Annotated in this window: 18 protein-coding genes and 1 pseudogene; 10 read left to right on the forward strand and 9 right to left on the reverse strand. The window is 58.7% G+C overall.

The window, feature by feature from the left end; all coding sequences use genetic code 11:
- Nucleotides 1-16 precede the first annotated feature (16 nt).
- Both AC0L15_RS21880 and AC0L15_RS21885 read left to right on the forward strand, forming a co-directional pair.
- Nucleotides 17-118 (forward strand): helix-turn-helix domain-containing protein, encoded by a 102-nt coding sequence (locus AC0L15_RS21880; protein ID WP_473497046.1) that lies wholly within the window; start codon nt 17-19, stop codon nt 116-118.
- Between the two features lie 160 nt (nt 119-278).
- The gene (locus AC0L15_RS21885; protein ID WP_473497013.1) at nt 279-575 is read left to right on the forward strand and encodes a hypothetical protein; all 297 of its coding nucleotides are present in this window, start codon (nt 279-281) and stop codon (nt 573-575) included.
- A 421-nt stretch (nt 576-996) separates the two neighbouring features.
- Here the strand turns inward: AC0L15_RS21885 and ligD are convergent, their stop codons facing one another.
- Complete coding sequence (gene ligD / locus AC0L15_RS21890) at nt 997-1425, reverse strand: non-homologous end-joining DNA ligase LigD (RefSeq protein ID WP_473497015.1); 429 nt, start codon at nt 1423-1425, stop codon at nt 997-999.
- Nucleotides 1426-1934: 509 nt separating this feature from the next.
- Between ligD and AC0L15_RS21895 the strand changes: the two genes are divergently transcribed.
- On the forward strand, nt 1935-8117 hold the full coding sequence (locus AC0L15_RS21895; protein WP_473497017.1) for an AAA family ATPase: 6183 nt from the start codon (nt 1935-1937) through the stop codon (nt 8115-8117).
- Nucleotides 8114-9742: a hypothetical protein gene (locus tag AC0L15_RS21900; RefSeq protein ID WP_473497019.1), complete on the forward strand. Its 1629-nt coding sequence runs from the start codon at nt 8114-8116 to the stop codon at nt 9740-9742. Before AC0L15_RS21895 ends, AC0L15_RS21900 begins: the two co-directional genes overlap by 4 nt.
- 230 nt (nt 9743-9972) lie before the next feature.
- Here the strand turns inward: AC0L15_RS21900 and AC0L15_RS21905 are convergent, their stop codons facing one another.
- Nucleotides 9973-10878 (reverse strand): BrxR family helix-turn-helix transcriptional regulator, encoded by a 906-nt coding sequence (locus AC0L15_RS21905; protein ID WP_473497021.1) that lies wholly within the window; start codon nt 10876-10878, stop codon nt 9973-9975.
- A 608-nt stretch (nt 10879-11486) separates the two neighbouring features.
- Here AC0L15_RS21905 and AC0L15_RS21910 point away from each other — a divergent pair.
- From AC0L15_RS21910 to AC0L15_RS21925, 4 genes are read left to right on the forward strand one after another with little or no spacing between them, the layout of a single operon-like run.
- The gene (locus AC0L15_RS21910) at nt 11487-12758 is read left to right on the forward strand and encodes a nucleotidyltransferase domain-containing protein (protein WP_473497023.1); all 1272 of its coding nucleotides are present in this window, start codon (nt 11487-11489) and stop codon (nt 12756-12758) included.
- Nucleotides 12755-14461: a ThiF family adenylyltransferase gene (locus AC0L15_RS21915; protein WP_473497025.1), complete on the forward strand. Its 1707-nt coding sequence runs from the start codon at nt 12755-12757 to the stop codon at nt 14459-14461. The genes AC0L15_RS21910 and AC0L15_RS21915 overlap by 4 nt, the downstream gene beginning before the upstream one ends.
- Entirely contained in the window at nt 14458-14919 is a 462-nt protein-coding gene (locus AC0L15_RS21920) for a Mov34/MPN/PAD-1 family protein (RefSeq protein WP_473497027.1), read from the forward strand. The genes AC0L15_RS21915 and AC0L15_RS21920 overlap by 4 nt, the downstream gene beginning before the upstream one ends.
- 12 nt (nt 14920-14931) lie before the next feature.
- Nucleotides 14932-16050 carry an SAVED domain-containing protein gene (locus tag AC0L15_RS21925; protein WP_473497029.1) on the forward strand — a complete coding sequence of 373 codons (1119 nt, stop codon included), beginning with the start codon at nt 14932-14934 and terminating at the stop codon, nt 16048-16050.
- A gap of 852 nt (nt 16051-16902) precedes the next feature.
- Here the strand turns inward: AC0L15_RS21925 and AC0L15_RS21930 are convergent.
- The gene (locus tag AC0L15_RS21930; RefSeq protein WP_473497031.1) at nt 16903-17169 is read right to left on the reverse strand and encodes a hypothetical protein; all 267 of its coding nucleotides are present in this window, start codon (nt 17167-17169) and stop codon (nt 16903-16905) included.
- Nucleotides 17170-17289: 120 nt separating this feature from the next.
- Nucleotides 17290-17418, reverse strand: a pseudogene (locus AC0L15_RS21935) (IS3-like element ISMamg1 family transposase); the annotation flags it as partial.
- Nucleotides 17419-18373: 955 nt separating this feature from the next.
- Between AC0L15_RS21935 and AC0L15_RS21940 the strand changes: the two are divergent.
- On the forward strand, nt 18374-18733 hold the full coding sequence (locus AC0L15_RS21940; RefSeq protein ID WP_473497048.1) for a helix-turn-helix transcriptional regulator: 360 nt from the start codon (nt 18374-18376) through the stop codon (nt 18731-18733).
- Here the strand turns inward: AC0L15_RS21940 and AC0L15_RS21945 are convergent.
- The 5 genes from AC0L15_RS21945 to AC0L15_RS21965 form a co-directional block, all read right to left on the reverse strand.
- Nucleotides 18714-19967, reverse strand: a complete 1254-nt coding sequence (locus AC0L15_RS21945; RefSeq protein ID WP_473497050.1) for a tyrosine-type recombinase/integrase — start codon at nt 19965-19967, stop codon at nt 18714-18716. The two genes, AC0L15_RS21940 and AC0L15_RS21945, sit on opposite strands and share 20 nt — an antisense overlap.
- A gap of 317 nt (nt 19968-20284) precedes the next feature.
- A complete protein-coding gene (gene guaA / locus AC0L15_RS21950; protein ID WP_023800374.1) occupies nt 20285-21877 on the reverse strand; it encodes a glutamine-hydrolyzing GMP synthase in 1593 nt (530 codons plus the stop codon).
- A 56-nt stretch (nt 21878-21933) separates the two neighbouring features.
- Complete coding sequence (locus AC0L15_RS21955; protein WP_023800373.1) at nt 21934-22596, reverse strand: 5'-methylthioadenosine/S-adenosylhomocysteine nucleosidase; 663 nt, start codon at nt 22594-22596, stop codon at nt 21934-21936.
- Between the two features lie 4 nt (nt 22597-22600).
- Nucleotides 22601-23059, reverse strand: a complete 459-nt coding sequence (locus AC0L15_RS21960; RefSeq protein ID WP_023800372.1) for a PaaI family thioesterase — start codon at nt 23057-23059, stop codon at nt 22601-22603.
- A 97-nt stretch (nt 23060-23156) separates the two neighbouring features.
- A complete protein-coding gene (locus AC0L15_RS21965) occupies nt 23157-24446 on the reverse strand; it encodes an RsmB/NOP family class I SAM-dependent RNA methyltransferase (protein ID WP_287225499.1) in 1290 nt (429 codons plus the stop codon).
- Between the two features lie 288 nt (nt 24447-24734).
- On the opposite strand from AC0L15_RS21965, the gene AC0L15_RS21970 reads away from it, so the two are divergent.
- A complete protein-coding gene (locus AC0L15_RS21970) occupies nt 24735-25412 on the forward strand; it encodes an aquaporin (RefSeq protein WP_023800370.1) in 678 nt (225 codons plus the stop codon).
- Nucleotides 25413-25468: the final 56 nt, after the last annotated feature.

A 25468-nucleotide genomic window follows, 5' to 3' on the forward strand; every position in this document is an offset into this window, starting at 1 on the left:
CTCTGCCCCTGCGGTTATGGGAGCGTCCGAGATAGCAAGGGCCGTGGGATGCTCACGAATGCAGGTCTATCGCATCATCCAGAATTATGCCCAGAGCATTTCGCGTTCAGACCTGTAGCCAGCTGTTTCGATGTTTTTGCATTCCTTTGGCGACGGCTTGGAGAGCGCGCAGCGTCGGCCAAGGCCGCCCGGATTGGCTTTTCGGTCTCGCAATCTCTGCGGTAAACCGATTATGCTGCTGACCAAAGCAACTGCCGCCATAATCGGAGACTGCCCTGATGCATGAACGGAATGAAAATGCGAAGCGCGCCCGTGAAATCCTGAAGGCATGCGGGATCGATTTATGCACAGCCTTCGAGGCGCTAGATGGGCGGCAAATCGATGCGCTGCTCGCACATCTGGATCAGCATCGGTTCAACAAATACGGCCCTATGAGCAAACTTCGCCAACCGCCGGGCAGCGTCAATTCGCGAGTGCGATCGTTTCACGGCCTGCTTCAGGGCCGCGCTGCACTCCGGCAGCCTCGAATCGCTGCATCAGTGGGTACTGAACTCCGGTCGGAGACTGAAGAGTAGCTTGGTGACCAAGCGCTCCTTCTCCTCCCGCGACCACCGCCGGCGTCTCTCAACCGACGTGATCACCTCCACCCGCGGCATCGTCATAGGGCTACTCCTAGGATTATGCCTAGGGCTTCCGACGTTCGCCCTTAGCCAACAAGGCGGCCCTCACCGGAGGGGTACCAAAAATGGTGCGCTAGACGCGTTTGAGATCGCACCTTGAAAATTTCGAGGTGGCCGGAGCTTGCCGCGAGGTCCGGTTGCAGAGACAAGCCAATTCCGCGACGCTTGGCGCATGTGCAATCGCTACACATCACTACGTCGCAAGAAGCCATACGCCAGTGGACCTGCGCCCTGCGCGACATGCCCGCCCGACATCGGCAAATACACAACAGAGACCACAGCCACGTGTGTGAGCCACATGGAGGTCCAAGCCCGCCTATGCGGCCTTTTTTGCGACCGGTTTGAACGGGTTGCCAATCGGGAATGAGTCCGGCCGAATTCCGCGCTCGACCTGCATCCAGGTCACCGGATGAGCAATTGGTAGGCCGAGCCGCGCTCTTGGCGAGAACGCTCCCACGGCTGTGTTGCCGCGTCCGTTACGCAGATAGTCAATGAAGATTCGGCCTTTTCGGACCGCGGATGCGGAGGACAGCAGGTAACGATCAGGATCTGCATCAACGAGACACTGGGCAAGCGACTTCGCCAATTGTCGCGCACCGTCGTGGGTCATCTTTGTCTCTAGCGGTGCCGTTAAATGGATGCCCTTGGGGCGCTTGAAAGACCTGATGATCGATCTCCGCAACCCCTTTCGTGTCTCAGAATCGGGGTGCACTACACCATGTATCCGGTTCAAAGTGTTACCCATCTATCAACTGGACAAAGAGCATCTCTCCCCCTTCGGGATATCGTCTGATGCTTGAGCACATCTCACATCCGATAGGGAAGTTGCCATGCCGATGCGGGCAGGTTCGCAGTTCGACACTTCGCGATCGCTCGTCGCGTCGAATCCCATCTGCCACCGAGCGGCGTCATGTCCATGTCTTCTGTCGAAGGGTTCTCAGCAAGATTGCGTTGGACGGCGAACGCAAAGGCAAAATATGTGTTGAGATCGCGGAGTTTAGACAGTCTAGTATCGGTTTAATAATAGAGCCCGATTCAAGCTTGGGCTAGGGGGGGAACTGTCGAGATGCCAAGTGCAGTAGAAGTGTCCAGCTTCCGTCTGCTGAGACCGATAAACGCAGAGGTTTGCGGAAATTTCTGCTTCTGTCGTGCGCGAACATCCCTTCAGCAAGGGCTCGCCATCCGAAGGCAAGCACCAAAAACACCACGTACGGCCCGGCTTATCTGCGCAGGCACTTTCTTGGCGAATCGTCGATGAAGAATCCTTTTGGCTTCGACGCGAGTAAGATGACGCCAAAAGGGTCTCCCGCGCTCCCAACCATGGATCTCTCAGACACCCCGGCAGAACCCTTTCTAATTGATACGATTAAGGATCATGAGAGGCTTCGCAGCCCAATCCTCAGTCTTCCGGCCGGCATCGATTCCAAATGGTTCGAACGCTGGATTTCAGTCTCGAATAGGAGCGTTCGGCTATTCCACAACAAATGGTCATCGAGCGTTACACAATTGACGGGCTTCCGGTGGCCAGAGAGTCGCCCTGACGTAGATTGCCTTTTCGAGATGCTGCCTGAAGGGTCAAAATACCCATTCTTTCTTCGACTCCTCGTCTCGGAACTTCAGGTCATCACAGGAAAGGACTCGCAGTACAGAAAGTTACTGACTGAGTATCGAGGCGCGTTGCAGAAGGCCAATCTTCGTCCTCTGAGAGTATCGCCGGAAGAGGGTGGGGGTAGAAAACAACTCGCGCAGTTAGCGGCGGCTGGCCAATGGGAGATCGTCAGCGCGGTCGTTCTCCTAGATTGGGCAAGTCTTCCCGCTCCCGACAAGGTTCCTGCCATGGCAGAGGTCGCAACGCACTACCCGGCCCTTGCCGACTACATTCGAACAGTTATGGCATGTGACTTCAAAGAGTTCGATAGGATCGTCCAGGTTGCCAAGCGAGGATCACAAGATGCCCCCCTGTCGGTCGAGAAGCAGCAGGAGAACGAGACTTCGACGTTTGACTCCGGGTCCGTGCAACGTGCCGCGACTGCCAAGCCAGGTTTAGAAGAAACACGGACGATGGATGTTCTTTCTGGAGAGGCGACCATCGACCTGGGCGACAGCACGATCGACAACAACGAGCCCCTCAGACGCGCATCGCAAGCGTGGGTGGCCGACCTCGCCGAGATTATCAGAACGTCCGAAAATGCGATTGCCGCCCCCCCGCGCCTGTCGGCCGCCTCGGAACTCGCACGCCTAATAAACCGTGTACACGAACATGCCGCCGGCTATGAGGCGGCCCTCCCGAAAGACGTCAATACGCATGAACTTGTTGGTCGCATGGGTGCCACCCTTGATTTTGTAAGAGACATGTTCGTCCACATGGAATTAGACGGCGACAGCACAGACGAGAGGATTGCGCAGGGCGCGGAATTGATCTCGCGTGCGCCAAACACGGCTGCCATTGTTGCAATTGAGGCAATTGAGGCCCGCATCGCGAAGGCAGAGGCGGCTCAAAAGGATGCCAGGGCAGCGATGGACGACGATGATCGCGCAAAGCTGCTGCCGCGCAAAGAGCGCATCGCTGTGGCTGCAGGGATCATCCACCGAGCCGAGAGCGCCGCAAACCTTGCTCTTGATGAGATCATCGCGGCAGCGGCGGCGCTTACAGACGCAGTTCCTGTCGCCTCTCCTGAAATGTTGGAAACGCCGCAGAATGATCCTTTGGGCGTACCGGCGACGGATGGGCAAGGTGTTGGGTTCTCCACAATTGTTGAGCCTTATCAGTCAATAACCACTCCCGTCTCTCCGGTGAGTCCCCAAGAGGATATCGCTCCAGAAGCTCTGTCTGAATTTGCCGGAAACGATCAGGAACTAGCCATTCCTGTCATTGCGCCTGTCCAGGCACCTATAGCCGTGGACGAGGAGGTCGATCCGCTGCTGCTTGATGCGGTGGGCACAGCTGACACATTGTTTGAACATCAAGAATTTGGGCTCGCGTATCATTTCGTCAGAGCCTGCGAGCGGGTCCTCGGCGAAGGGTCAGGAGTTCCCTACGGGGCCGACGAACTCCGGCTCATCGCTCTGGGCGCTCGGATGGCGGGGCACTCGCGCCACGAACCGGAAGGTTTCCGAGCTTCTTTGAATGCATGCGCCACTGGTCATGACTTTTCTGAAGATGGAGGCGCTCGACAGGAAGCTCGGCGGGTCGCCGTGACGGCTGCCGTAATCCCAACTGCACTTTTCAACGTGGCGGACAGCAGCGCAGCGTTCGCAGTTATCGACAGAATCCGCCCTACCGGGAGCTGCTCCGGTTTTTTTCAGCTGTACGAGACGCTGGAGGAGAACAGGCGATTGGGGTTTCCCCTCACCGTCGCAAGCGTCAGAGCCGCAAGCGCTGCGCACGCCGACCTTTCCTATGTCGACGAACGCAAGCGCGCAGTAGTTGAGCAGATCAGGGCTATGCAATCCGCGACATTTCGCTTCGTGCTGGGCCAAAAGGTAAAGCATGCATTATTGTCCCCGCATGGGCCGGTGGGGGTACTAAATTCAGCTTTGTCAGGAAGTAGTGGGGCCAATGCGGCTGCCAAGTTCGCCGGGCTGTACAGGTCGCGAGAAGACATCGTCGCGACTTTGATTAAGTCGGCCAATGAGGTGGGCAACGGGCAGGTAATCGATGGTGCCGCGCGCGAACGGCTTGTTGCGTTAGTTTCCGATATCTCAGCGCTTAGCTTGGAATACGCGGAGGCCGCCCGGCAAGTCGAGGACCTGCGTTCTGCCGGTGGTAAGATGGCTCTGATACGCCGGCTCATAGACAACTTCATCAAGGGAATCGAACACTTTCGCAATGAAACATCGGCGCCGACAGGCGACTCATTGTTGGATGCGGCCAACACCTACGCGAGGCAGGTGTTGGGGCAGATAGGGAAAACCCTCAAGGGCAAAGCCGTAGCCGAATTTGACCGCAAAGAAGCTAGCCTTGCACTTTATGTTCCCCTGTTGTGGCTACCAGGCATGACTTGGAGCCACGCATGGACCCCGTCGCCTAACGACGCTTCTAGGCTGATGAGAGCGATTGCTGACCTTCCGTTGCCCAGGATAGTAGGAGACCCGACAGAAGCGCTTGAGACCGCCATAGATAAACGTTGCGAAGAGGACGCTTTCGTACCGGCGAAGATTCTCCTCTCCTTTGCGAAGCGCTTTGGCTGGAGCGATTCTCGCGTGGAAGACATCCGCGCGAGAATCGAGACAGCCGAGAGCACCCGAAAGGGCCAACTCAAGGCTAAGCACGAGCAGGTATCCAGCTTGGTCGAAAAAGTTCGGCGCATGGCCCTCGGCAGTCTGAAGGGATCATCTGAGCTGGAAGAGCGACTCCGCAACGTCCCGCTAGACGAAAAGCCAATAGTTGTGGCTGCCGAGTTCATGCCTGAGGAAATAGAGGGCACACATGTCTCGGACGTCAATGCCGCCTTCCACAGGTTGGAAGACCTAGAAAGGGAAGCTCGAAAGCTCTTAGATGAGGCCAAACGGGAGTTTGTCAAAAGCATCGACGACCTCATTCAAGGCGACAAGATCGACGAGGCCGCTCGGGATAATCTGCGCAGACTCTTAGATACGGACGATCTTGCCACACTCTCGGACTGGATTTCTGTTTTCAGTGCGGATGACGAACGGCGACCGGTGCTAGGCGGCAACATCGTAAATCTCGCACTCGACCGGTTCCTCAAGATCTGCGAAAGCACCAAGGGCGTAGATTTAGTGGCCCTGCAGCATTCTGTTGCTGCCGGAAAGGATGACGGTCCCTTCCAGTTTTCCCTTATCGAGGAAGAGCGCCGTGAGGAAATCGGAAGCGCCATCCGTGCCTGGCTTGATTTTAAGCGGAACCTGAGAGGCAATGCCGGCCTCGCGCATTTAGGGCCGAAGCTCGTCAGTCTTCTGTCTCAAATTGCGTTCGAAGCACAGATGGTGGACCTCAACAAGGAAAGAACGGATCAGAAAAGGTCCGTATTCGTCGTAGACGCAAAAATGCGCATGCCACTCGATGCTTCATCCTTGATGTTGCCTGATTTTGGCAGCTCTACCAACGGGGGATGGCGGGTCGCAGCTGCCCCGAACACGGTCAGCAATGTCGAAATCCTTAATCTTGCGGAAGGTGCGGAGCCTCGCGGCGCCATGGTTCTGGTCTTCGGGCACCTTTCACTCGAGCGACGATACCAGATAAAACTCGAATGCCTAAAACGGAAACGGAAAGTGGTCGTAATCGACGAAATGCTGCTTCTCGCAGCACTTTCGTCGCCCGAGCGTCGGCCGTTAATGCTGTTCGAAATCGCCCAAGCCTTCACGACAGCAACACCGTACCAAGATTACGGTCGGTCCGCTCAAGTGCCACCCGAAATGTTCAAGGGTCGAGCAAAGGAGTCCGCGAGCATCGTCAATCCGTTCGGCTCGTACATCGTCTATGGTGGTCGCAGGCTGGGCAAGACAGCGTTGCTGCGCCACATTTCACGAAACGCTCCAGAACATGCGCTGTTCGCATACCTCGATCTGGTAGACTCGCCGTCGGACCTATTGTGGGAAAGGGGTTCAGAGGTTCTTCTTGAGGTGTTCGGCGGCAAGCAGGCAGCCACGGCCGACGAGTTCGAAGCGGGAGTCAAAGCATATCTCGCTGGCGATGACAGGCGTCGAATTCTCCTGATGCTCGACGAGGCGGACAATTTCGTTCGCGAGCAGGCATCTGAAGGAATTCGTCACCATCATGTTCTTCGGCTGCTGACCTTGATGGCCGATACCGACCACCGCTTCAAGTTCGTGCTTTCCGGCCTGCACAACGTCTCCCGCACCTCACGTTCAGAGAACTCTCCTCTAGCGCAAATCTCAAACGACTCGGTTCGCATAGGGCCTCTCGTCTATGGCGATGCTGGCGACGCCGAGGAATTGATAAGGGTGCCCCTGGCGGCCTTGGGCTATGAATTCGCACGCAGGGAGGACGTATGGCGCATCCTGAGTTTCGCCAACTATTACCCAATCCTGATCCAAGTCTTCTGCCAAGGACTGCTGACGAATGTCGAGGAACAGCAGCGCCGCACACAACGCGAGCTGAGACTGATCACGACTCAGATGGTCGATACCGCGATGAAGAGCCCGAGCATCAAGGCCGCGCTCTACGGCAGTTTCGAGAAGACGATCCGGCATATCGAGCAAAGGTATGAACTACTGACGTACATCGTGGCCGAGCGGGCACTAATCGACGCGGTCGAAGGCGCCGATGGCGATGGTATGACTGCGAGTGAAGTGTCTGAACGCGCCGGGCGCTACTGGCCAGAGGCATTTCCTAAGGGCAGCGATCCTTCGGAAATTGAGTACCTGCTCGACGAGATGGAGGGCTTCGGAATCCTCCGATGGATGCCATCTGGAAGGTGGGCTTTGCGTTCCCGCGTTCTACTCGATCTCATGGTCGAAGACGAGGAGGACCTGCTAGGCCGCATCTATAGCTTCAAGGGAAAGCCGCTGGAGGCCCCTTTTGATCCTAAAAACAGCCGGACGAAGATTTCGGGAACTGGGAAAGCCGAAGTCGAGGGCAAGGTTTCGCCGCTGACCGACGGACAGGAAGCTGAAATCATGTCGCCGGTTCGCGAGCACGGCCGCGCCACTGTGCTGTTCGGCGCCCCAGTTTCTAACGTCGAGCATGTTCGTTTTGCCCTTGAAAGGTCGCGGACAGCCCGAGGCAAGGGTTCGCCGGACGTCAAGGTGGAAATCCGCGGATGGAACCGCAGCGACCTCATGCAGGAGATCCGCAAGGGAAAGCACGGGAAGGGTACAAAAGTACTTGTTATAACCAACCTCACGAACTGGACGCCGGAATGGGTCGTTGATGCTGCGCGTCATCCCAACGTAGCCAAGGGATTGGTCAGGCCACTCTTCATTGGCAACGCGAAACACGCTCTGTCTTGGGCGAAGGCGTACCCGCTCGGATCAAAACCGCCATCCCGAGTTAATGTCGAGATATTGCGGCCGTGGGCGCGTTCATACTTGGCGACGCGGCTCGATGGCCTGAATGCCCTCAAGACGACGACCGTGGACAAGATTCTCAAAACAACGGGAGGATGGAACGAACCTTGTCAAACAATCTTTGCGCACGCCATGACAGGTGCGCAGCTGGAAAAGGCAATCAATGAGGCGGGTTCTGCGCTGGAGAAGGCAGGCGTAACAAGCCTGTTTGGCATAGAGCCCGAACTCGTGCCCGCCTATAGCACAATGGCAACCTACTGCGAAGACGGTACCCCCGCCGACGAAATCGCTGACTTGATAGCAGACCCATCGGGTTCCTCGGTGGCCATCCAGTATGGAGCTCTCGCTGGTATCCTGACACTGTCGGTAGATCCATTGAACGCAGGCAAATTGGTGAGCATGAACGCCCTAGCTCGTACTATGTTCGGAGCTGCACGAGACAAATGAGAGAAGGATTTGAATGGTGGACCTTGCCTGGGCCAGCGGGCTTTGTCTCCCGGGTCATGTCCGACCTGTGGACCTCCGGCATTGCCGTTGTTGAGTGTCCCAGGCCGCTGCCGGTTGGATTTCAAAATGCGCTAGCACGAAAGCTCACTGACGAGCTTGCCGCAGAGGCTGTTTCGTTCAATGCATCCGACGCGGAGGTTGGTAGTTCGATTATTCATTCATTGGCGCTGGCGCGCGGCGTAGCTGGCGTTGCCATCGGTACGGTAGCAGACTTCCTGTCAGATCCGGACTTGGAAAGAACCGCGTTTGTCGTCGACGGCGTTACCCGGGAAGAGGTAAGCGTATGGGGAGCATTGCTCCGCACGTTAGTGCTCGAGCGAAAAAGGCAAGCCATTACCTCTGGACCATACCTTGTTGTGTTCGCTCCTACTGGCCTTGGTAAAGATGACGCCAGACGGCTCAGAGGCGCAGTAACCCCGCGTAAGATGATTGGCACAGTTACATCTCTCGATACCGCCGCGTGGGTGGCAGCAAGCGGCATTCGCATCGGCGCAGGTATCATAGAACGTCTTGCTGTGGCCACGGTCATCGAAGTGGCGGCTTGGTCGCGAGAGTTACTTGAGATGGGCCTGGCGTGGGAGGAAGAAGATCAGCTTGCGCCGATCTCGCGGCTTCAAGTTCTGGCAGGATCGAGATCTTGGCCCTATCCGTGCTGGGAAAACGGCCTCGTGGACCTATGGGATGACTTGCCGGTGCCTCACGCTGCGGCGGCTGTCGCACATAATCTCCTTGATGAGATTGATCGCCGGGTTTGGGCAGCCCAAGCGCGGGCGTTGCTTCCTATGGTTGATGCCGTTCGGCGAGGTTTGATCCGAAAATATCTTGACGAGCTTGAACGCCACGCCGGCCCCGAGAACCCTTACGTCAAACAGATAAATGATCGAGTTCTTCGTTATCATAGTCCGTGGCAATTCGAGTGGTACGAAATTCTCACATTACTCGAGCCCCACATGTCCCACGATGAGCGGAACGGTGCGCTAGCTTTTAAAAGGGCCCGGGATTGGCTATCGCACGGCAAACCCGCCGCCAATTCTCACCTTTTTCAGCTTTCCGAATGGTGGGAGCGCTTGGCCGACTCGCTTCCCGCCTCAGTACCAGGATGGGACTGGCCTCGAGTTGGGCAACGCCTAATGATGACGGTGGGGCCGGCAGCGTCGGGGAAGAGTAATTGGGCCGCATCGCAAGGACTCCCGGTAGTCTCAACGGAGAGCATCACACTGGAACTCCACAGAAGTCTGTCCGTAGGAGACCTCGGGCAGATATTTCGCGTAGCCAGAAACCGGGCCGGCGACTTACTGCGCACAGGGTCCGACGTGGTGTTGGATGCCAGGCACATCGGAACTTCCGACAGGGTGCGAAATGCAAAAATGGTACCGAACGATCTTCCCGTCGAGTATGTGGTGATCGATCGCGACCCGTCCGAGGATATCTCTTCACAAGGGATGGGGAAGACAGGTCTCACAGAAGTTCCCCGTTTGCAGTTTCAAGACCCCGAAGCGGGGTGTCTTGCCGGTGATAGCCTTCCCAATGTCCGGGTCATCGATCTGAGAAATGTCGATCGCTAATTTACATGGCCAGTGGGTCTCACCCACCTCTCCCGCATTTTTAAATTAGCGGCTCATTTGGGCGGCGTCTTGCGTGCTTTGATCAGCTCGAACTGCATTCAAGACTTGCAGGTTGAGATCATACGTCGAGGACCCGCTGCCGTGACTCAAAACTGAGCCAATGGATCGTCAGCCCACCTAGGACCGGGGGCGGTGGCGTGTGTTTTGATCGCGCCGGGACAAAACAGTGCCTACACTTGTTCTACCACTCTCGCATCCGCAATCTCCGCACGATCCAGCGCTGCTTGCACGGCCTCTTTATTCAGCAAAACTATGTGCTGCGCCCGCGTAGGCTCCTTCTCGGCATCTCGAAGTAAACCGAGCCTCTTCAGCACATAGAACAGCATTGAACAGCGCACCGACAGCACCGCTTTATTGCCGGTCATACCGTAGTCCTTCGCCACGACCTTCTTCTGATTTTCGGTGAGAGCAGGATGCGGCGTGATTTCGACATGGATGCGCTCGTGCCATCTGAGATCATCTTTGCTGTGCGCGCCAGTCGGGCCAGAGGCTCGTGCTTCCAGAATGCGCGGCAGTATGAAGTCTTTGAATTTAGCATCGGTATGGCAGTATGCCCGCGCATGCCAGCGAAACCCGTCGTAGCCGAAGGCGTGGGGCGACATGCGCCGCCAAACGGGATCGGTTCGCACGCGGCTCATAGACTGATACAGAACCTCCACCGATTTCTTATCGCGCATTGCGTCGAGAACTGCTCGCAGCACGGCGGTGTCGACCTCCCGGTGCGGTGTAAGGGCGATATCAGAATCGGGACAATACCCTAGCCAGGATTCGGTTGGCTTTGACAATCCTTCCGCAAGGGAGCGCAACCGAGACAGGTACGCGTCGGGGTCGCGGGTCAGGAATTTAGGCTCGAAACTTCGTGACGGTATGTAGCGTTTCCCGCTCTTGTCATACTCAACATTTCCCGGCGCTTGATCCTGATACAGCGTCAGGTCTTTCGATGCCTGCGGCACCGAAACGCCAAACATCTTAATAATGTCCGCGCGGTTCACGCCGCCTTCCCAGAACAGCCGAAACTCTATGAATTCCAGCCTTTGTTCAACGCCCCACCGTACACCGGGTTTTTCGTTTTCCATCAGAACCTCGATATGGGTATAAAAACTATATTGACATCGAAAGGTGATGCGTATAATTCATATACCCATCAGCGCGGACGGTCAAGCTGTTGATCCCCAAGCCGATACGTTCGGAGGCTCCAAGCGAAAGCGAGGCACATCAAGCTCGACGAGGTAATAGACCGCCATCCTGACCTTCCACCCCTCGGCAACGCCGACTGCACCCGAATCGATTTTGCCATGGCAAGAACATGCCTGGTCGACGATGCCAACACGTGCAATCCCGATGATCCTTATCACAAGCGTGTTGACTGCCTGAAGAACTGAAATCGGATCTCAGGGCTGCGCAGCGCAGTCAACTCGATGTGGTCTGTTTCACTCATCTCGGTGACGACCTTTACTGCGGTTCCGGTGACTTCTCGTGGCTCGACCTTCCGGCCAAGTACCAAGGCAGGGCCGGAAGCCAGAGGTGAATACGGCGCAAGAAATCTGCGGGCCTGAACGACGAACGCGCTTCAATTTCAGCGCCACAGGGCCTTCCTCGACCTCAATCGCAGATAGGAATAAAAAGTGTATGGACATATTAACGCTATCCATGTACTAATGCTTCTCATTGACGCCCTTCAACAATGATCTGGGCGATTTTGGCCCGTATCGAACGGATCGGGAAACAGAGGGAATTGAAGGTGACAAGCGCAAACGATCAGGTTGAGAAATTTCTTCAGGCACTCGTGGGAGAGCTCGCCATTCCGGTGTCTCGGTATGAACAGGCCGAAACGAGCTACAAGTCCCTGGGCGATTGGTTTCACCGGCCCGAGAGCACGGTAAGGAATTTCGACCCAGCGGTTTATGTACAGGGATCGTTTCGTCTCGGAACAGCGATCCGACCGATAAGCGACGCCGAGGAATATGACGTCGACTCTGTCTGTGAGTTGAAGAAGCTCACAAAAATCGAGCTGACGCAGTTCGACCTGAAGCAGCTCTTGGGCCACGAAATCAAGGCTTATCACGAGGCCAAAGGGATGACGAAGCCGGTGCGCGAAGGCCGGCGTTGCTGGATCCTCTCCTATGCGGATGGCGCCCAGTTCCACATCGACATCCTTCCCTCGTTGCCGAATGGCTCGGAACAGCGGCTCCTTCTGGAACGCGCGCACTTCGATACGCGGTGGGCGGACACTGCGATCGCCATCACGGATCGTGATGTGCCGACCTATCGGGTGCGGACGGTCAACTGGCCGCGCTCCAATCCCAAGGGATATGGGGAATGGTTTAAGTCCCGGATGGCGTCGGTCCTCGCCCGGCGCAAGCAGGTCCTCGTGGAGTCGTTGAGGAGTCAGGGGGTCATGGCTAGCGTCGAGAAGCTGCCGGACTATCGCGTGCGGACACCGTTGCAGGCCGCGGTGATGCTCTTAAAGAGGCACCGGGACAATATGTTCATCGGCGAACCCGATCTGAAGCCCATCTCTGTCATAATCACCACGCTGGCAGGCCACGCATACGGAGAACAGGACGCGATCTCCGGCGCCCTCTTTTCGATCCTGGAGGGCATGGACCGCTACATCAGTCACGATGGTACCAAATACATCATTGCGAATCCCACCGACCCGTTCGAGAACTTCGCTGACAGATGGGAGAAGGACCCGCGCAGGGCGAAGGCCTTCTTCCGGTGGCTCGAACAGGCCCGGCAGGATTTTGGACGCGCCGCCCACGCCACAACCTTGCAGCGCATGAACGACGCGGTCTCTGCCCGGATGGGCACGGCGTTGACCGACCGAGCCGTGACAAAGATTAACGGAAACGGTGGAGGACTGCTGCGCACGCCGTCCGTTGCCCCCACAGTGGCCATCCCGACCTTCGGAAACGCGCCTCGGGTGCCGACGACGCCGAAAGGATTTGCATGAGCTGGTGGCTGAACAACGCTTCCCGTGCGAGGTCCGAGCAGGTCGCGCTCGCACAGTTGCTGGAGCGCGCCGGCTGGCTGTCGGCTGTCGGCTGGAGGGTCGGCGACGACCTTCAGCTGATCGTGGATTTCGACATCCAGCACAACGGTGAGACGTTCAGCCTCTACATGGCGTATCCGTCGACCTTCCCGGATACGCCGCCCATGGTGTTATCACGGGACGGTAAGCGGCTTACCTGGCACCAGTACGGGGCCGGAGGAGAGCTCTGCCTCGAGTTCCGGCCGGACAATTGGGATCCGTCGATCACCGGGGCGATGATGGCTGAGAGCGCATACTTTCTCCTGTCGGGTGAGAGGCCGGAGGGAGACGAGGGCGGCGTTGTTCCATCGGCTCATAAGGCGTCGATCGGCCGGGACGCCCGCAACGAGCATATGAGGTTCGTACTTGACGGAGGCGTCATCGAAGTCCTCGAAGGACTTCCAGTCGATACTGCTGTACCCATCATCGCCTGGGACCGATTCGAGAAACCGACGTGGGTTGCATCTCTCGTCAGTGTCGGGGACGAAGGCTCGATATGGTCGAACAGCGGTCCAGAGCCTTCGCGCTCCTCAACCGCAAAGGGGTTCGCCTTTCGGACAACGCGGGAGACCGACGGCTTTGGGACAAACCCAGGACGTTTCGCCGAGCTGTTACCTGCTGAGTTTCCCGAACTTGCGGAGCTACTGGAAAGCCCCTTTGACGGTTTCCTGCTGCTCGGGGATGCAGACCGGTGGATCGCGCTGAACCTCTATCCGCACGAAGGCAAGCAGACTGTCTTCAGCTATAAGATGATTATCGCACCCGGTACATCCGGCCGCTTGCCGGCGAACCACGTCGGTCTTGCAGAGAAGCGGGTCGCGATCGTCGGATGTGGCTCGGTTGGATCGAAGATCGCTACCACACTTGCCAGATCCGGCGTCCGAAAATTCACGCTCGTCGATGACGATATCTTCTTCTCGGCAAATCTCGTCAGGAATGACCTCGACGCAAGAGCGATTGGCCAACATAAGGTCGACTCCTTGACCGCTCGCCTCAAGGACATCGTCGCTAATGCCGAGATTTCCGTGCGGCGCGTGGCGATAGGTCAGCAGGAGAGTGCCGGCACGACCGACTCCGTCATGGAGGAATTGGCGCAGGCCGACCTGCTGATCGATGCGACCGCCGATCCGCGAGCGTTCAACCTGATGGCGGCGGTCGCGCGCCGGCACCGCAAACCGATGATTTGGTGCGAGGTCTTTGCCGGAGGGATCGGAGGTATCGTCGCGAGGGCGAGGCCAGAGCTCGATCCGATCCCGACGATTGCTCGAGGCCAGATACGCGCCTGGTGCGATGGCCATGGTGTGCGATGGGCGCCTGCAGCTCAAGTGGAATATGGAGCGCATCAGGAGGAAGGCTCCCCGCTCGTGGCCGACGACGCCGATGTCAGTGTCATCGCCGGCCATGCTTCGCGATTGGCGTTGGATGTCCTGACGCGCGAGCGAAGCATCTTTCCGTCCTCGGCCTATGCGATCGGATTGGCTGCGGAATGGATCTTCCGCGCAGCCTTCGATACTTGGCCGATCGACCTTCTGCCGGAAGGAAAGTGGGGCGAAGCCCAAGATGGTACGTCCAAGGAAGACCTGAAGGAGCTTCTCGCCTTTCTCTTCCCGGAAGCCGCGGCATGATCCGGGTGGGAGTCTCCCATGAGGTGCGCGATTGTATGAAGCCGGCTCTTCGACGAGCAGGATCGCGTGAGATTGGCGGCATCCTCATGGGGCAGGAAGTCGCGCGCGGTCATTTTGCGGTCATCGATTTTTCTCTGGACGAGATTTCGGGAGAACGAGCTCACTTCGTTCGCGACTCCGACCATCACCGGCAGGCTTTGGAGAACTTCTTCGATCGGACAGGTCACAACTATCAGACGTTCAACTATCTCGGCGAATGGCACTCGCATCCAAGTTTTTCAGCGCAGCCGAGCGTCACGGATCTTCGTTCGATGCAGGATCTGGTTGACGGAGAAAGGGGTATCGAGTTCGCCGTGCTCCTGATCGTGAAACTGGGATTTTTCCGGCGCTTCATTGTGTCCGCAAGCCTTCATAGGCGCGGTCGGGAGCCCGAACCTGTCGAACTGACGACCAACTAAGGAAACCGCAGAATGCGCTGGGATACAGTTGATTTTGTGATCCAATCGGCCGCCGGATGGTTCTTTCGAGCGCGCAACTCGGAGAGTTGGATTTTCCGCGGTGCTGTCGCGGTGGTGATTGCAGTTCATGGTGCGAACTGGGTATTCAAATATTCAGGCCCCATCTGGGGCACCGCCGGCTCCGTCGAGATAGGAACGGGCGGCGCTGTCTCCAACGGCATTCTCTGGGCCGTCACTGTGGTTTGCGCTCTGCTGATGATCGGCTCAGCGGTCTGGGCGTGGACGCGCTACGCCAATGAGCAAAAGAGACTCTCACGGAAGAAGGTGTTCGTCATTGAGGGCAGAGGTTTGCGCGACGACGATGGTTCGCCATTGAAGGCCGCCGTTCCCGACAGCATTGTTGGTGCTCGCGTGGATCTGGTTATGGATCTGCGCCAGCACAAAGACGGTGTCATCGTAGACCCCGGAGACCTGCTCCAGCCCGTTGCCGGGATGAAGACTTTGTTCCATCAACTCCAAAAGGGAAACGACAGAAGCGACCTGACGACTGTCTATGGTGGACTGACAGCCGTGCCGTTTACCTTTTTGACCGGTGTGCTTCTGGATGATGAGGGAGATGTCGTCGTCATGGACTGGGATCGAGGCGCAAGTCGGTGGCGGTTGCTCGATGGACCGGACGATGGTTTACGTTTCGAAGTTACAGGGAGTGATGAAGCTGGGGGCGCCCGAGAGGTGGTGCTGGCTGTCTCGGTTTCATACACTGTGAAATCGGAAGATTTAGCCACCACCTTCGCGCATCCGATTGTCCGCATGATGCTGCCCGACCCGCAGTCATCACATTGGTCCCAAGTCAAGCAATCGGCACTTGCCGATCAGTTTCTCGGGGTTTTGAAGCAACTCGATGCGGCGGGAGTCGAGAGGATCCATCTGGTCCTGGCTGCGCAAAACAGCGCCGTCTTCAACCTAGCTCGCCGTTATGACAAACGAAATCTGCCTAACCTGGTCGTCTACCAATTCGAACGCGCGCAAAATCCGAAGTACCCGTGGGGTATCGAGATGCCTGTTGCAGGTGTGGGGACTGCTCGAGTCGTTCATGGCGTTGTATCTGAGGCGCAATCTCAGGGAGGCTAGCTGTGCGTATGAGAATCAGACCGCGTCGATGGTCGGTGGAGCAACAACCATCCGCCATGGCGCGCGATGCCGCGAAGCTTCAATTGCCGCTTGCGACTGCCCGCCTGACCAACCTTCTCAACGAGGGTTTGAAGTAGCGCGCATCCTATGAAAGATGTCGGCGCCGGCGGCTGGGCGGCGCTTAAGGAAAGAACGGAGTATATGCCGCAGTCCTGCGCGCGTCCGCACCAGCGGATGATTGTCGCGCGTGGGACGAAGGAATTCGCCCCCGCCGCGGGCGGTGAACAGGACAGCCGTAGGAGCGTCAGCACAGCGCCGGCCGCAGGACGGGGCGCGGGACCGACTGTCCCCGACCGCGGTGGTCCGCGTGTTGCCTCGGAGATAGAAGCCAATCGGCCGAGATCTCGACGCAGTTCCAGTTCTCGACATCCGGCAACTGATCGAACGGATTGGCATCGTGGGGCAAGGGGATGAGCCGATTGCTGAGGATTGAGCCTCGGCGGGCGCCCGTGCGTGGAGGAAGGCGCCTCCAGCCGAATTGCGCGCGCTCATGAAGGAATTGGCGGGTCTGGATCAGCAGTGTTGCAACTTTGATCGAAGCGCCAGCGCTCGAGCTTGCTCGCATAGGAATTAATTCATCGCCATTGTACCAGCCCGTCGCCGGGCCGCATGCCTTCCCGCTTGCACGCCTTCCAAGTCGTTCTTGAAGTGACGAGTGTAGCGCTCGCGGGGAAATAGGAAGCCATCGCTGCCGATTTAGTATTTCTCGAAGGTCGGATTATAGTCTTTGCAGGCCATCTCGCTCAGAATAATTCGCGGCGCAGGGCACGTAGCAGAGATGGGTTCGCAAGCTCAATCGACGCCATCTTCTCTGTCGAAACGCCAATCGTGACGCGCAGAAGAACGGCGAACGCGTGACGAACGAGATCGAGAGAGTGTCGGCCCATAGTCGCTGGCGATGTCATTCCTGATCGCAAATGCAAGAATCTGAAGAAGGGTGCGCTCGTCTCCCGCTGGCGGGGTTGACGCGAATGTTTCAAGCATCCCGATCAAATCAGAGATCTTCGCGTCGATCTCGGGTCGAATGCCCTTTGGATTGACGCCCTTGAGCTTCCACAACGCCCGCTCCCCAGGTGGTGTTGTATGCTGGCGGGGAAGATGATGATCGGCGCAATGCGCTGCCCAACGTAACGGCCCTTTCATAGGTCATTCGCGATCTCGCGACACCTTGCCCGGACGGGCCGGACCATACATTTTCGCGGCGGCATCCTTCAGGATCGCATTGTCGAGCATCTGCTTCGCCAGCAGCTTCTTGAGCCGCGCGTTCTCGTCCTTCAGCGCCTTCAGGCGCCGGGCGTCGGACAGTTGGCGCGCTTCTGAATGAGGCCAAAGAACTGCTTCATGTTTGTCAAACCGGCGCTATTTCTTCTTTTTCACCCTTTGCGTAAGAGCGGATCCCGCGACCGATTTGACTGCCTTTGAGGAGCTCTTAGAACGAAGCAACTTGGATGCCGTAGAAGCTATTTTCTTGCTCGTAACCTCATTAAGTTTCTTTGCCATTGGTTATCCCCGCGCGGTTGAGTTGGCGTAATACGCATTGTGATGCGTCTGCAATCAACTGCCGGAGAGCACTGTCCCCAACTTTCATTTTCCAACACTCGGTCCGGTTCCGCAAACAACCAAGCGGAGCAGGAACTATGCTCGCCTTCACTGTCTTTCACCTTTTGTCGGTCGGCATCGGCTGTTCTGTCGTCCTCCGCGATCAGCCACGCCTGGCACGCAGGAATTCGAAATATGCGCGCACATCTTCGATGAAGATGTTGGCGATGCAACGTTTCTCATCCCAGCATTTGACAAGGTAGCCGTTGCGACCGCCGAGCCTGCTGCCGTTGAACCAAAGACCAAGTCTCGCTGTCCATGTCGGCATCTCTCATTATCGGTGAGATCGGCGACGGCATAACTGCGAAGCCGGCGGCGCTTCGCGTTATCGCGGCTGTGAGCGTGATCTCGCGGCGCTTCCCCTCCGCTGCGATCTATCCGCGCCGGCCGATTAACGCGTCAATTCGCGCAAGGTCATTGTAAGAGCGCAGCTTGAGATATTCGGGCCTCGACAAGCCGGCAGCGAGGATCGCCTGTCGGATCTTATGCAGCGCCTGCTCGATGGAAACCCATTGGTGGTGCGGTCCTGACATAATCCGCAGTGGAATGCCCTTGAGTCTTCACGTCAGTAGGCGAGGATACGTGGTCGCAATTGAGGGCTGTACGAAACCTCGAAAAGTTGCGCGATTGTTGGCCAGCAAGGCAACCCATCCCGGTCATGCAAATGGTCAAACGGCAGCAGTTTTCCGAGGTCGATAAATTCAAGGGCATCGAAATCGGGCAGCCGGACCCACTTCCGGTTCTGCCACACATCGGGTCGTGTCGAGTAGTGCGAACTGTTCGCCGGTCGCAGCTGCGAGAAATCGTTCCGCTGTCGGATACGACTGTTTATGAGATGGAACAACGTGGTGAGTTTCCACGACGCTTCAATCTCACTCCCCGCTGCGTTGTCTGGGACTTGGCAGAAGTCGAAGCTTGGATCGAGGAGCGGCGGAATGCGTCATCTGCCGGAAAAATCGAGACCAGCCCTGCTCCTGACGTAAGACTCCGAAAGACGCGACCCGTCAAGTCGGATCAAGGATAATCGCTGCCTCCGCAGGCGGCTGAAGTGTGGGGGTGTGCTTTTTGCCTGCCGCCCACGCATCAATCATGTCCGCCCATTCCTGCAGCATATGACGACGCTGCAGCTCATATTCAGCTCTGTTGTAGACACCTCGAGAGGACCGGCTGTCGTCGTGGGCAAGGCATTTCTCAATCCAGTCGCGATTAAATCCGATCTCGTTCAGGAGTGTTGAACCGGTGCGCCGAAGGTCGTGCACCGTAAAATGCGCGAGCGGAAAGTCTTGCTTCTTTGCCCGCTCGACAATCGAAGTGGTTACCCGATTGAAGGTCGCGCGCGACATGGGCTCATCGGCATCGTAACGGGACGGCAGCACATATCGGGAGTTCGCCGCGCAAGTCTTGAGCGCGATCATGATGTCGAGGGACTGGCGTGACAGGTAGACGTTATGCGGCTTCTTCCGTTTCATTCGCTCTTTTGGGATGCTCCAGACGGCGTTCTGGAAATCGACCTCGTCCCAAGTCGCCTCGAGTAGTTCACTCTTCCGGACCATCGTGAGCAGGATGAACTTTAGGCCGAGCCGAATGGTCGGCAGCGTCGGCACGCTTTCCAACTCTTTCAGCATAATCCGGATTTCTGCAGGCGACAGAGCACGGTCTTTCGCCTCGAACGTGGCAATTGAGGCCGGTCCCACCTCGTCCGCGGGGTTGGCGATCTTCTCCCCGTGCAGAATGGCAAAGCTATATATCTGCTTCACGATATCGCGGATATGAACAGCGGTTGCCGGCGCACCACGGTCCTTCACCTTTGCGCAGAGCGCCCGCAAGTCGTCAGATGTTATCTCGGTTAGTTGTCTTTTCTCCCAAATCGGCAAAATGTCGCGATCGAAAATGGCCTTGCGCATCGAGCGGGTGCTATCCGCCATCTTCGCTTCCTTGAACCAGCGCTTGCCTTCATCCCCGAAACTCGCCGTGGCTGACAGGCGACGCTTTGCGCGCTGCTTTTCATGCGCCGGCGACTTTCCGGCTGCCACCATTTTTCGCGCGGCAAGGCAGCGGTCGCGCGCCTCTGCCAGCGTGAGGCCTCCCTCCCCATATCGGCCCAGCGTCACAGTCTCTCTCCGACCATTCGTCCGGTAGTCATACCGAAACGCAATCTGCCCAGTCGGAGACACCGCCGCGTACATACCGTCACGGTCGGCAACTTTGTACATTTTGTCTCTTGGTTTCAGCCGCTTAAGGGCAATATCTGTTAGCATAATGACAGAGGATCGGATCACAACTTGGGTTTCTCGGACGCCAATTTTACCGTCATTGATTTTACCGTCAACTGTTAGGAAGAATCCTTGTATTTCAATGCCTTGATGGACAAGAAGTGAGTGCGCTTGCAATCGGCGGGACGACGGTATCGCATGGCATGAAAGAGAACGCAGAAACGCATGCCGTCAAATTTACCGCCAAATGATTCCGCTTCGAGGCGATAGATGGCGATAGATGGAGTAAGGAAAACAAAGTTATTTCAGAGGTTTATACAACTCTGATCGATAGTTACCGAAAGCTCGCTAATGGTGCACCTTTATTCCCACTCGATTGTGCCCGGCGGCTTGCTCGTCACGTCGTAGACGACGCGGTTGATGCCGCGCACCTCGTTGATGATGCGGGTGGCGGCGGCGCCCAGGAACGCCATGTCGTAGTGGTAGAAATCCGCCGTCATGCCGTCGACCGAGGTGACGGCGCGCAGCGCGCAGACGAATTCATAGGTGCGGCCGTCGCCCATGACGCCGACGGTCTGCACCGGCAGCAGCACGGCGAAGGCCTGCCAGATGGCGTCATAGAGGCCGGCCTTGCGGATCTCGTCGAGATAGATGGCATCGGCCTCGCGCAGGATCTCCAGCTTTTCGCGGGTGATGCCGCCCGGGCAGCGGATGGCAAGACCGGGTCCGGGAAATGGGTGCCGGCCGACGAAGCTGTCGGGCAGGCCGAGCTCCTTGCCGAGCACCCTGACCTCGTCCTTGAACAGTTCGCGCAGCGGCTCGACCAGTTGCATGTTCATGCGCTCGGGCAGGCCGCCGACATTGTGGTGCGACTTGATCGTCACCGACGGGCCGCCGGTGAAGGAGACGCTTTCGATGACGTCGGGATAGAGCGTGCCTTGCGCCAGGAAATCGGCGCCGCCGAGTTTCTCGGCCTCTTCCTCGAACACCTCGATGAACAGCCGGCCAATGGTCTTGCGCTTCTTTTCCGGATCCGACTCGCCCTCGAGCGCGCCGATAAAGCGGTCCGAGGCGTCGACCAGGATGAGCGGCAGATTGTAGTGCTGGCGAAACATCTCCACCACGCCTGATGCCTCGTCCTTGCGCATCAGCCCGTGGTCGACAAGGATGCAGGTGAGCTGGTCGCCGACCGCCTCGTGGATCAGCAGTGCTGCGACCGAGGAATCGACGCCGCCCGAAAGCGCGCAGATGACCTTGCCCTTGCCGACCTGCTTGCGGATCGTCTCGACCGCGTGCTCGCGATAGGCGCGCATCGTCCAGTCGCCTTCGATGCCGGCGATCTTGTGGACGAAGTTTTGCAGCAGCCGGGCGCCGTCCGGCGTGTGCACCACTTCGGGGTGGAACATGATGCCGTACATCTTGCGCTCGACATTGCCGAAGATGGCGAAGGGCGAGCCTTCCGATTTGCCGAACACCTCGAATCCCTTGGGCAGCGAGATGACGCGGTCGCCATGGCTCATCCACACCTGATGGCGCTGGCCGGGCGCCCACAGGCCCTCGAACAGCGGGCTGTCCTTCTGGATCTCGACGAAGGCACGGCCGAATTCGCGATGGTCGGAGCTTTCGGCGACGCCGCCCATCTGCACGCACATGGCCATCTGGCCGTAGCAGATGCCGAGCACCGGCACGCCTGCGTCGAAGACAATCTGCGGCGCGCGCGGGCTGCCGATGTCGCCGGTTGAGGCCGGGCCGCCGGAGAGGATCACTGCCTTCGGATTGATGCGCCTGAACGCCGCTTCGGCCGACTGGAACGGCACGATCTCGGAAAAGACGCCGGCCTCGCGGATGCGCCTGGCGATGAGCTGCGTGAACTGGCTGCCGAAATCGACAATCAGGACGGTGTCGGGCAGGACGGTGTCGGGCAGGACGGTGTCGGGACGATTGGCTATCTTCATGGCGAGCGTTTAGAGAAAGAAACGAGTCGGCGCAATGGGTTGCGAAGGCGTCTCCCTCACTCCGTTTCCGCGTCATGCGATGGTCCAAACTGCAGCGCATCGGAGCCGATCGCCTGTTCCAGCCGCGTCACCGCATCCGCCAGCTTCTCGTCGATGACATGGAGATACTCCTTCCAGTCCCCGACATGCCTGAGATCGGCAGCCCCGTCGGAAATGCCGCGCAGGCCGACGAGCGGCACGCCGAACAGTTGGCAGGCTCGCAGGCAGGCGAAGGTCTCCATATCGACCATGTCCTCGGCAATCGCATCATAGGCGCTGCCGGAAATGATCGCCGCGCCGGTCGACAGCGTCGCCTCGCCTATGCCTGGAATCCTAAACGGCAGCGGCACCGTCACGGGCAGGTCGAGAAACGGCGTCGCGCCCTTCTCGAAGCCCAATGGCGAGGCGTCGATGTCGCGGTAGGCGACCGAAACGGCCTGGTAGATTTCCGTTTGTTCCAGTGTCCGGCTGCCGGCCGAACCGAGCGAGACGACGAGATCCGGCAGCGCCTTTTCAGATTTGAGCCATGACAGTTCCGCGCCCAGCCTGACACCCGCTTCGACCGGCCCCACCCCTGTCATGACAGGCGTGAACAGCCGCTGCAGATGCGGCCCGTATTCGGCCTGCGCCGCCATCACGAAGAGGACGTCCCTGCCGGCAATTCTGACGGCCTTGCGCATCGGATCAGCCTTCGATGCCATCGCGACCGACCACCGTCATCATCGTTCCAGTCATGGTGGCGATCAGCTTGGCCTCGCCGTCGACGGCGAAGGCATAGGCCTGGCCGTCGGCAACGATGATGGTGCGGCCGGGCTTGGTCACCGAGCCGCGGAACAGAAAACGCTCGCCCCGGCCCGGCGCCAGCAGATTGACCTTGAACTCGATGGTCAGCACACTGGAGCTTTCCGGCATCAGCGAGAACGCGGCATAGCCGCAGGCCGAGTCCAGCGCCGTCGAAATGACGCCGGCATGGAGGAAGCCATGCTGCTGAGTCAGCGCCGCCGAATAGGGCATCTCGATCTCGATGATGCCCGGCGTCACCAACGTCAGCTCGGCGCCGATCGTCATCATGGCGTTCTGGCGCGCGAAGGACGTCCTGACGCGATCCTCATAATTGGGGGCGGGTACGATCTCTGCTGCCATAGCTTGTCACGCTCCTGTCAGAAAAGCTTATTGCAGAGGCATGAGCGGCAGGCAATCGCTATTGCTGCACTGCAGCAATCAGGCCCGCCGGCAAGGTTCAGCCACCCCTGCGCAGCGCACAGACATAAAACCCATCGGTACCGCTCAGCGCCGGCGACAGCGAAATGCCGCCTGCTGCGCCGATACGGGGGGCCGCCTCGTGGCCCGGAAAGCGGCTGTCCCAAAGCTGGCGGTGATCGACCGGGACAAAGCCGCTGTTACGATCCCTGAAGGCAGCTACCTGCTCGCCATTCTCCTCATCGAACACCGAGCAGGTGATGTAGACTAGCAGCCCGCCCGGTTTGACGAAGGTTTTGGCGACATCGAGGATCGCCGATTGCTCGCCCTTGCGCGCATCGAGCTGCTTCTGCGTCAGCCGCCATTTGGCATCGGGCCGGCGCCGCCAGGTGCCGCTGCCGGTGCAGGGCGCGTCGACCACGACGATGTCGATGTGGCCCGCGAGGGGGGTGAGTTCCGTCGGCTTGGTGACGATTTGGACGTTGCGGTTTTCCGAGCGGCGGATGCGGTCGAAGATCGGCGCCAGCCGCGCTTTTTCGGAATCATGGGCAAACACCTGGCCGCGATTGTCCATCGCCGCCGACAGGGCCAGCGTCTTGCCGCCGGCTCCGGCGCAAAAGTCGAGAACCTGCATCCCGGCCTCGGCGCCAGCCAGCGTGGCGGCGATCTGCGAGCCTTCGTCCTGAACCTCGAACCAGCCTTTCTGGAAGGCCGGTTCGGCCTGCACGTTCGGGTGCCTGCCGTCGCCCGCGATCGGCGGGATGCGGATGCCGTGCGGCGCAATTCGTGCAGCCTTGGCGCTGGTCTCGGCCAGTTCGGCGAGCACCTTGTTGCGATCGGCCTTCAGCGTGTTGACCCTGAGGTCGAGCGGCGGGCGGGTCGCCAGCGCCGCACCTTCATCGACCCAGCAGGCGCCGAAGGCCTGCTCGAAAAGCGGTTCGCACCAATCCGGAATATCGGCGCGCACCGCCGGCGGCGCATCGTCGAGCCTGCGGTCAGCGATGGCCTTCAGTTCATCGTCGTTCAACAGCGGCGGCGCAAACTTGTCACCGTCGAGCGCTTCGTTCAACGACTGCGCCGTCTGGTTCCATTCGAGCAGCAGCGCGCCAAAACCGATGGCGCGCGGCGTATCTTCGCCCAACAGCCAGCCGGCCGAGCGCTTTCGCCGCAGCGCGTCGTAGACGATGTTGCCGATCGCGGCGCGATCGCCGCCGCCGGCGAAGCGGTGCGACAGGCCCCAATCCTTCAGCGCATCGGCGACCGGCCGGTGCCGCCGGCCGATATCCTCCAGCACTTCGATGGCTGCTGCCAGCCGTCCGCCCAGTCGCATCTTGTTATTCCGTTACTCAGCAAATCAATTCCGGGGTCTTGCTCTAAAGCGCGCGACCGGCGCACACAAGCGGGGAGAGTCCTGGAGGCAGAGGGCGCTCGCTTCAGGTTTGCGCTGCCCCTCACCCTGACCCTCTCCCCGTGAGAACGCCAGATCAAAGGCAGCTCTCTTGATATCAGCGACCCTCGCATTGCTATGCTTTTAAACTTTTGAAGTTGCGATAGTCTTCCGCTGCGTGATTCGCCAAGAACTGCAAGCGGATCGGCGGGAAATTACGTGGAGAGGGCAATGAAGACTTACCTGGCGGAAGTTCTAGGCACATTTCTACTGGTGTTCATCGGCACGGCTTCGGTGGTGACGGGCGGCTTCGGCGGCGCGCTGCCGCTCGGCCAGGAAGGCATCGGTCTGGCATTCGGCATCGGCCTGATCGCGGCGGCTTATGCGATCGGCCCGATCTCGGGTGCACATCTCAACCCGGCGGTGACGCTCGGCGTGTTCCTCGCCGGCCGAATGGAGGCCAAGAACGTCATCCCCTACTGGATCGCGCAGGTCATCGGCGCCATCATTGCGTCGCTGGCGCTGTGGATCATCGTCTCCGGGCAGGTCGGCGGCCATACCGGCGGCTTCGGCGCCAATGGCTGGGATGCGACGAAGTGGGGTCTCAGCTCGGCGTTCCTGTGGGAACTGATCGGAACCTTCACCTTTGTCACGGTCATCCTCGGCGTCACCAGCGGCAGCCACGCGACGGCCTTTGCCGGCCTCGTCATCGGCCTGACGCTGGCAGGACTGCACTTCGCCATCATTCCGGTGACCGGCACATCGCTCAATCCGGCCCGCTCGATCGGCCCGGCGCTGTTTTCGGGAGGTGCGGCGATCGGCCAGCTCTGGCTGTTCATCGTCGCACCGCTGATCGGCGGCGCCATCGCCGGCGTGGTCGCCAAGACCCGTATCTTCGAGAAGGACTGACAGGCTTTGGTCTGACAAAAAGGCGCGGGACCCGGCCCGCGCCTTTTTGTTTGAGG

The sequence above is a fragment of the Mesorhizobium sp. WSM4846 genome (assembly GCF_055811415.1).

Excerpts from the sequence above, each read along its gene's own strand:
- AC0L15_RS21880 (WP_473497046.1), top strand. The coding sequence starts at position 17 with ATGGGAGCGTCCGAGATAGCAAGGGCCGTGGGATGCTCACGAATGCAG.
- AC0L15_RS21885 (WP_473497013.1), top strand. The coding sequence starts at position 279 with ATGCATGAACGGAATGAAAATGCGAAGCGCGCCCGTGAAATCCTGAAG.
- ligD (WP_473497015.1), bottom strand. The coding sequence starts at position 1,425 with ATGGGTAACACTTTGAACCGGATACATGGTGTAGTGCACCCCGATTCT.
- AC0L15_RS21895 (WP_473497017.1), top strand. The coding sequence starts at position 1,935 with ATGAAGAATCCTTTTGGCTTCGACGCGAGTAAGATGACGCCAAAAGGG.
- AC0L15_RS21900 (WP_473497019.1), top strand. The coding sequence starts at position 8,114 with ATGAGAGAAGGATTTGAATGGTGGACCTTGCCTGGGCCAGCGGGCTTT.
- AC0L15_RS21905 (WP_473497021.1), bottom strand. The coding sequence starts at position 10,878 with ATGGAAAACGAAAAACCCGGTGTACGGTGGGGCGTTGAACAAAGGCTG.
- AC0L15_RS21910 (WP_473497023.1), top strand. The coding sequence starts at position 11,487 with ATGATCTGGGCGATTTTGGCCCGTATCGAACGGATCGGGAAACAGAGG.
- AC0L15_RS21915 (WP_473497025.1), top strand. The coding sequence starts at position 12,755 with ATGAGCTGGTGGCTGAACAACGCTTCCCGTGCGAGGTCCGAGCAGGTC.
- AC0L15_RS21920 (WP_473497027.1), top strand. The coding sequence starts at position 14,458 with ATGATCCGGGTGGGAGTCTCCCATGAGGTGCGCGATTGTATGAAGCCG.
- AC0L15_RS21925 (WP_473497029.1), top strand. The coding sequence starts at position 14,932 with ATGCGCTGGGATACAGTTGATTTTGTGATCCAATCGGCCGCCGGATGG.
- AC0L15_RS21940 (WP_473497048.1), top strand. The coding sequence starts at position 18,374 with ATGGTCAAACGGCAGCAGTTTTCCGAGGTCGATAAATTCAAGGGCATC.
- AC0L15_RS21945 (WP_473497050.1), bottom strand. The coding sequence starts at position 19,967 with ATGCTAACAGATATTGCCCTTAAGCGGCTGAAACCAAGAGACAAAATG.
- guaA (WP_023800374.1), bottom strand. The coding sequence starts at position 21,877 with ATGAAGATAGCCAATCGTCCCGACACCGTCCTGCCCGACACCGTCCTG.
- AC0L15_RS21955 (WP_023800373.1), bottom strand. The coding sequence starts at position 22,596 with ATGCGCAAGGCCGTCAGAATTGCCGGCAGGGACGTCCTCTTCGTGATG.
- AC0L15_RS21960 (WP_023800372.1), bottom strand. The coding sequence starts at position 23,059 with ATGGCAGCAGAGATCGTACCCGCCCCCAATTATGAGGATCGCGTCAGG.
- AC0L15_RS21965 (WP_287225499.1), bottom strand. The coding sequence starts at position 24,446 with ATGCGACTGGGCGGACGGCTGGCAGCAGCCATCGAAGTGCTGGAGGAT.
- AC0L15_RS21970 (WP_023800370.1), top strand. The coding sequence starts at position 24,735 with ATGAAGACTTACCTGGCGGAAGTTCTAGGCACATTTCTACTGGTGTTC.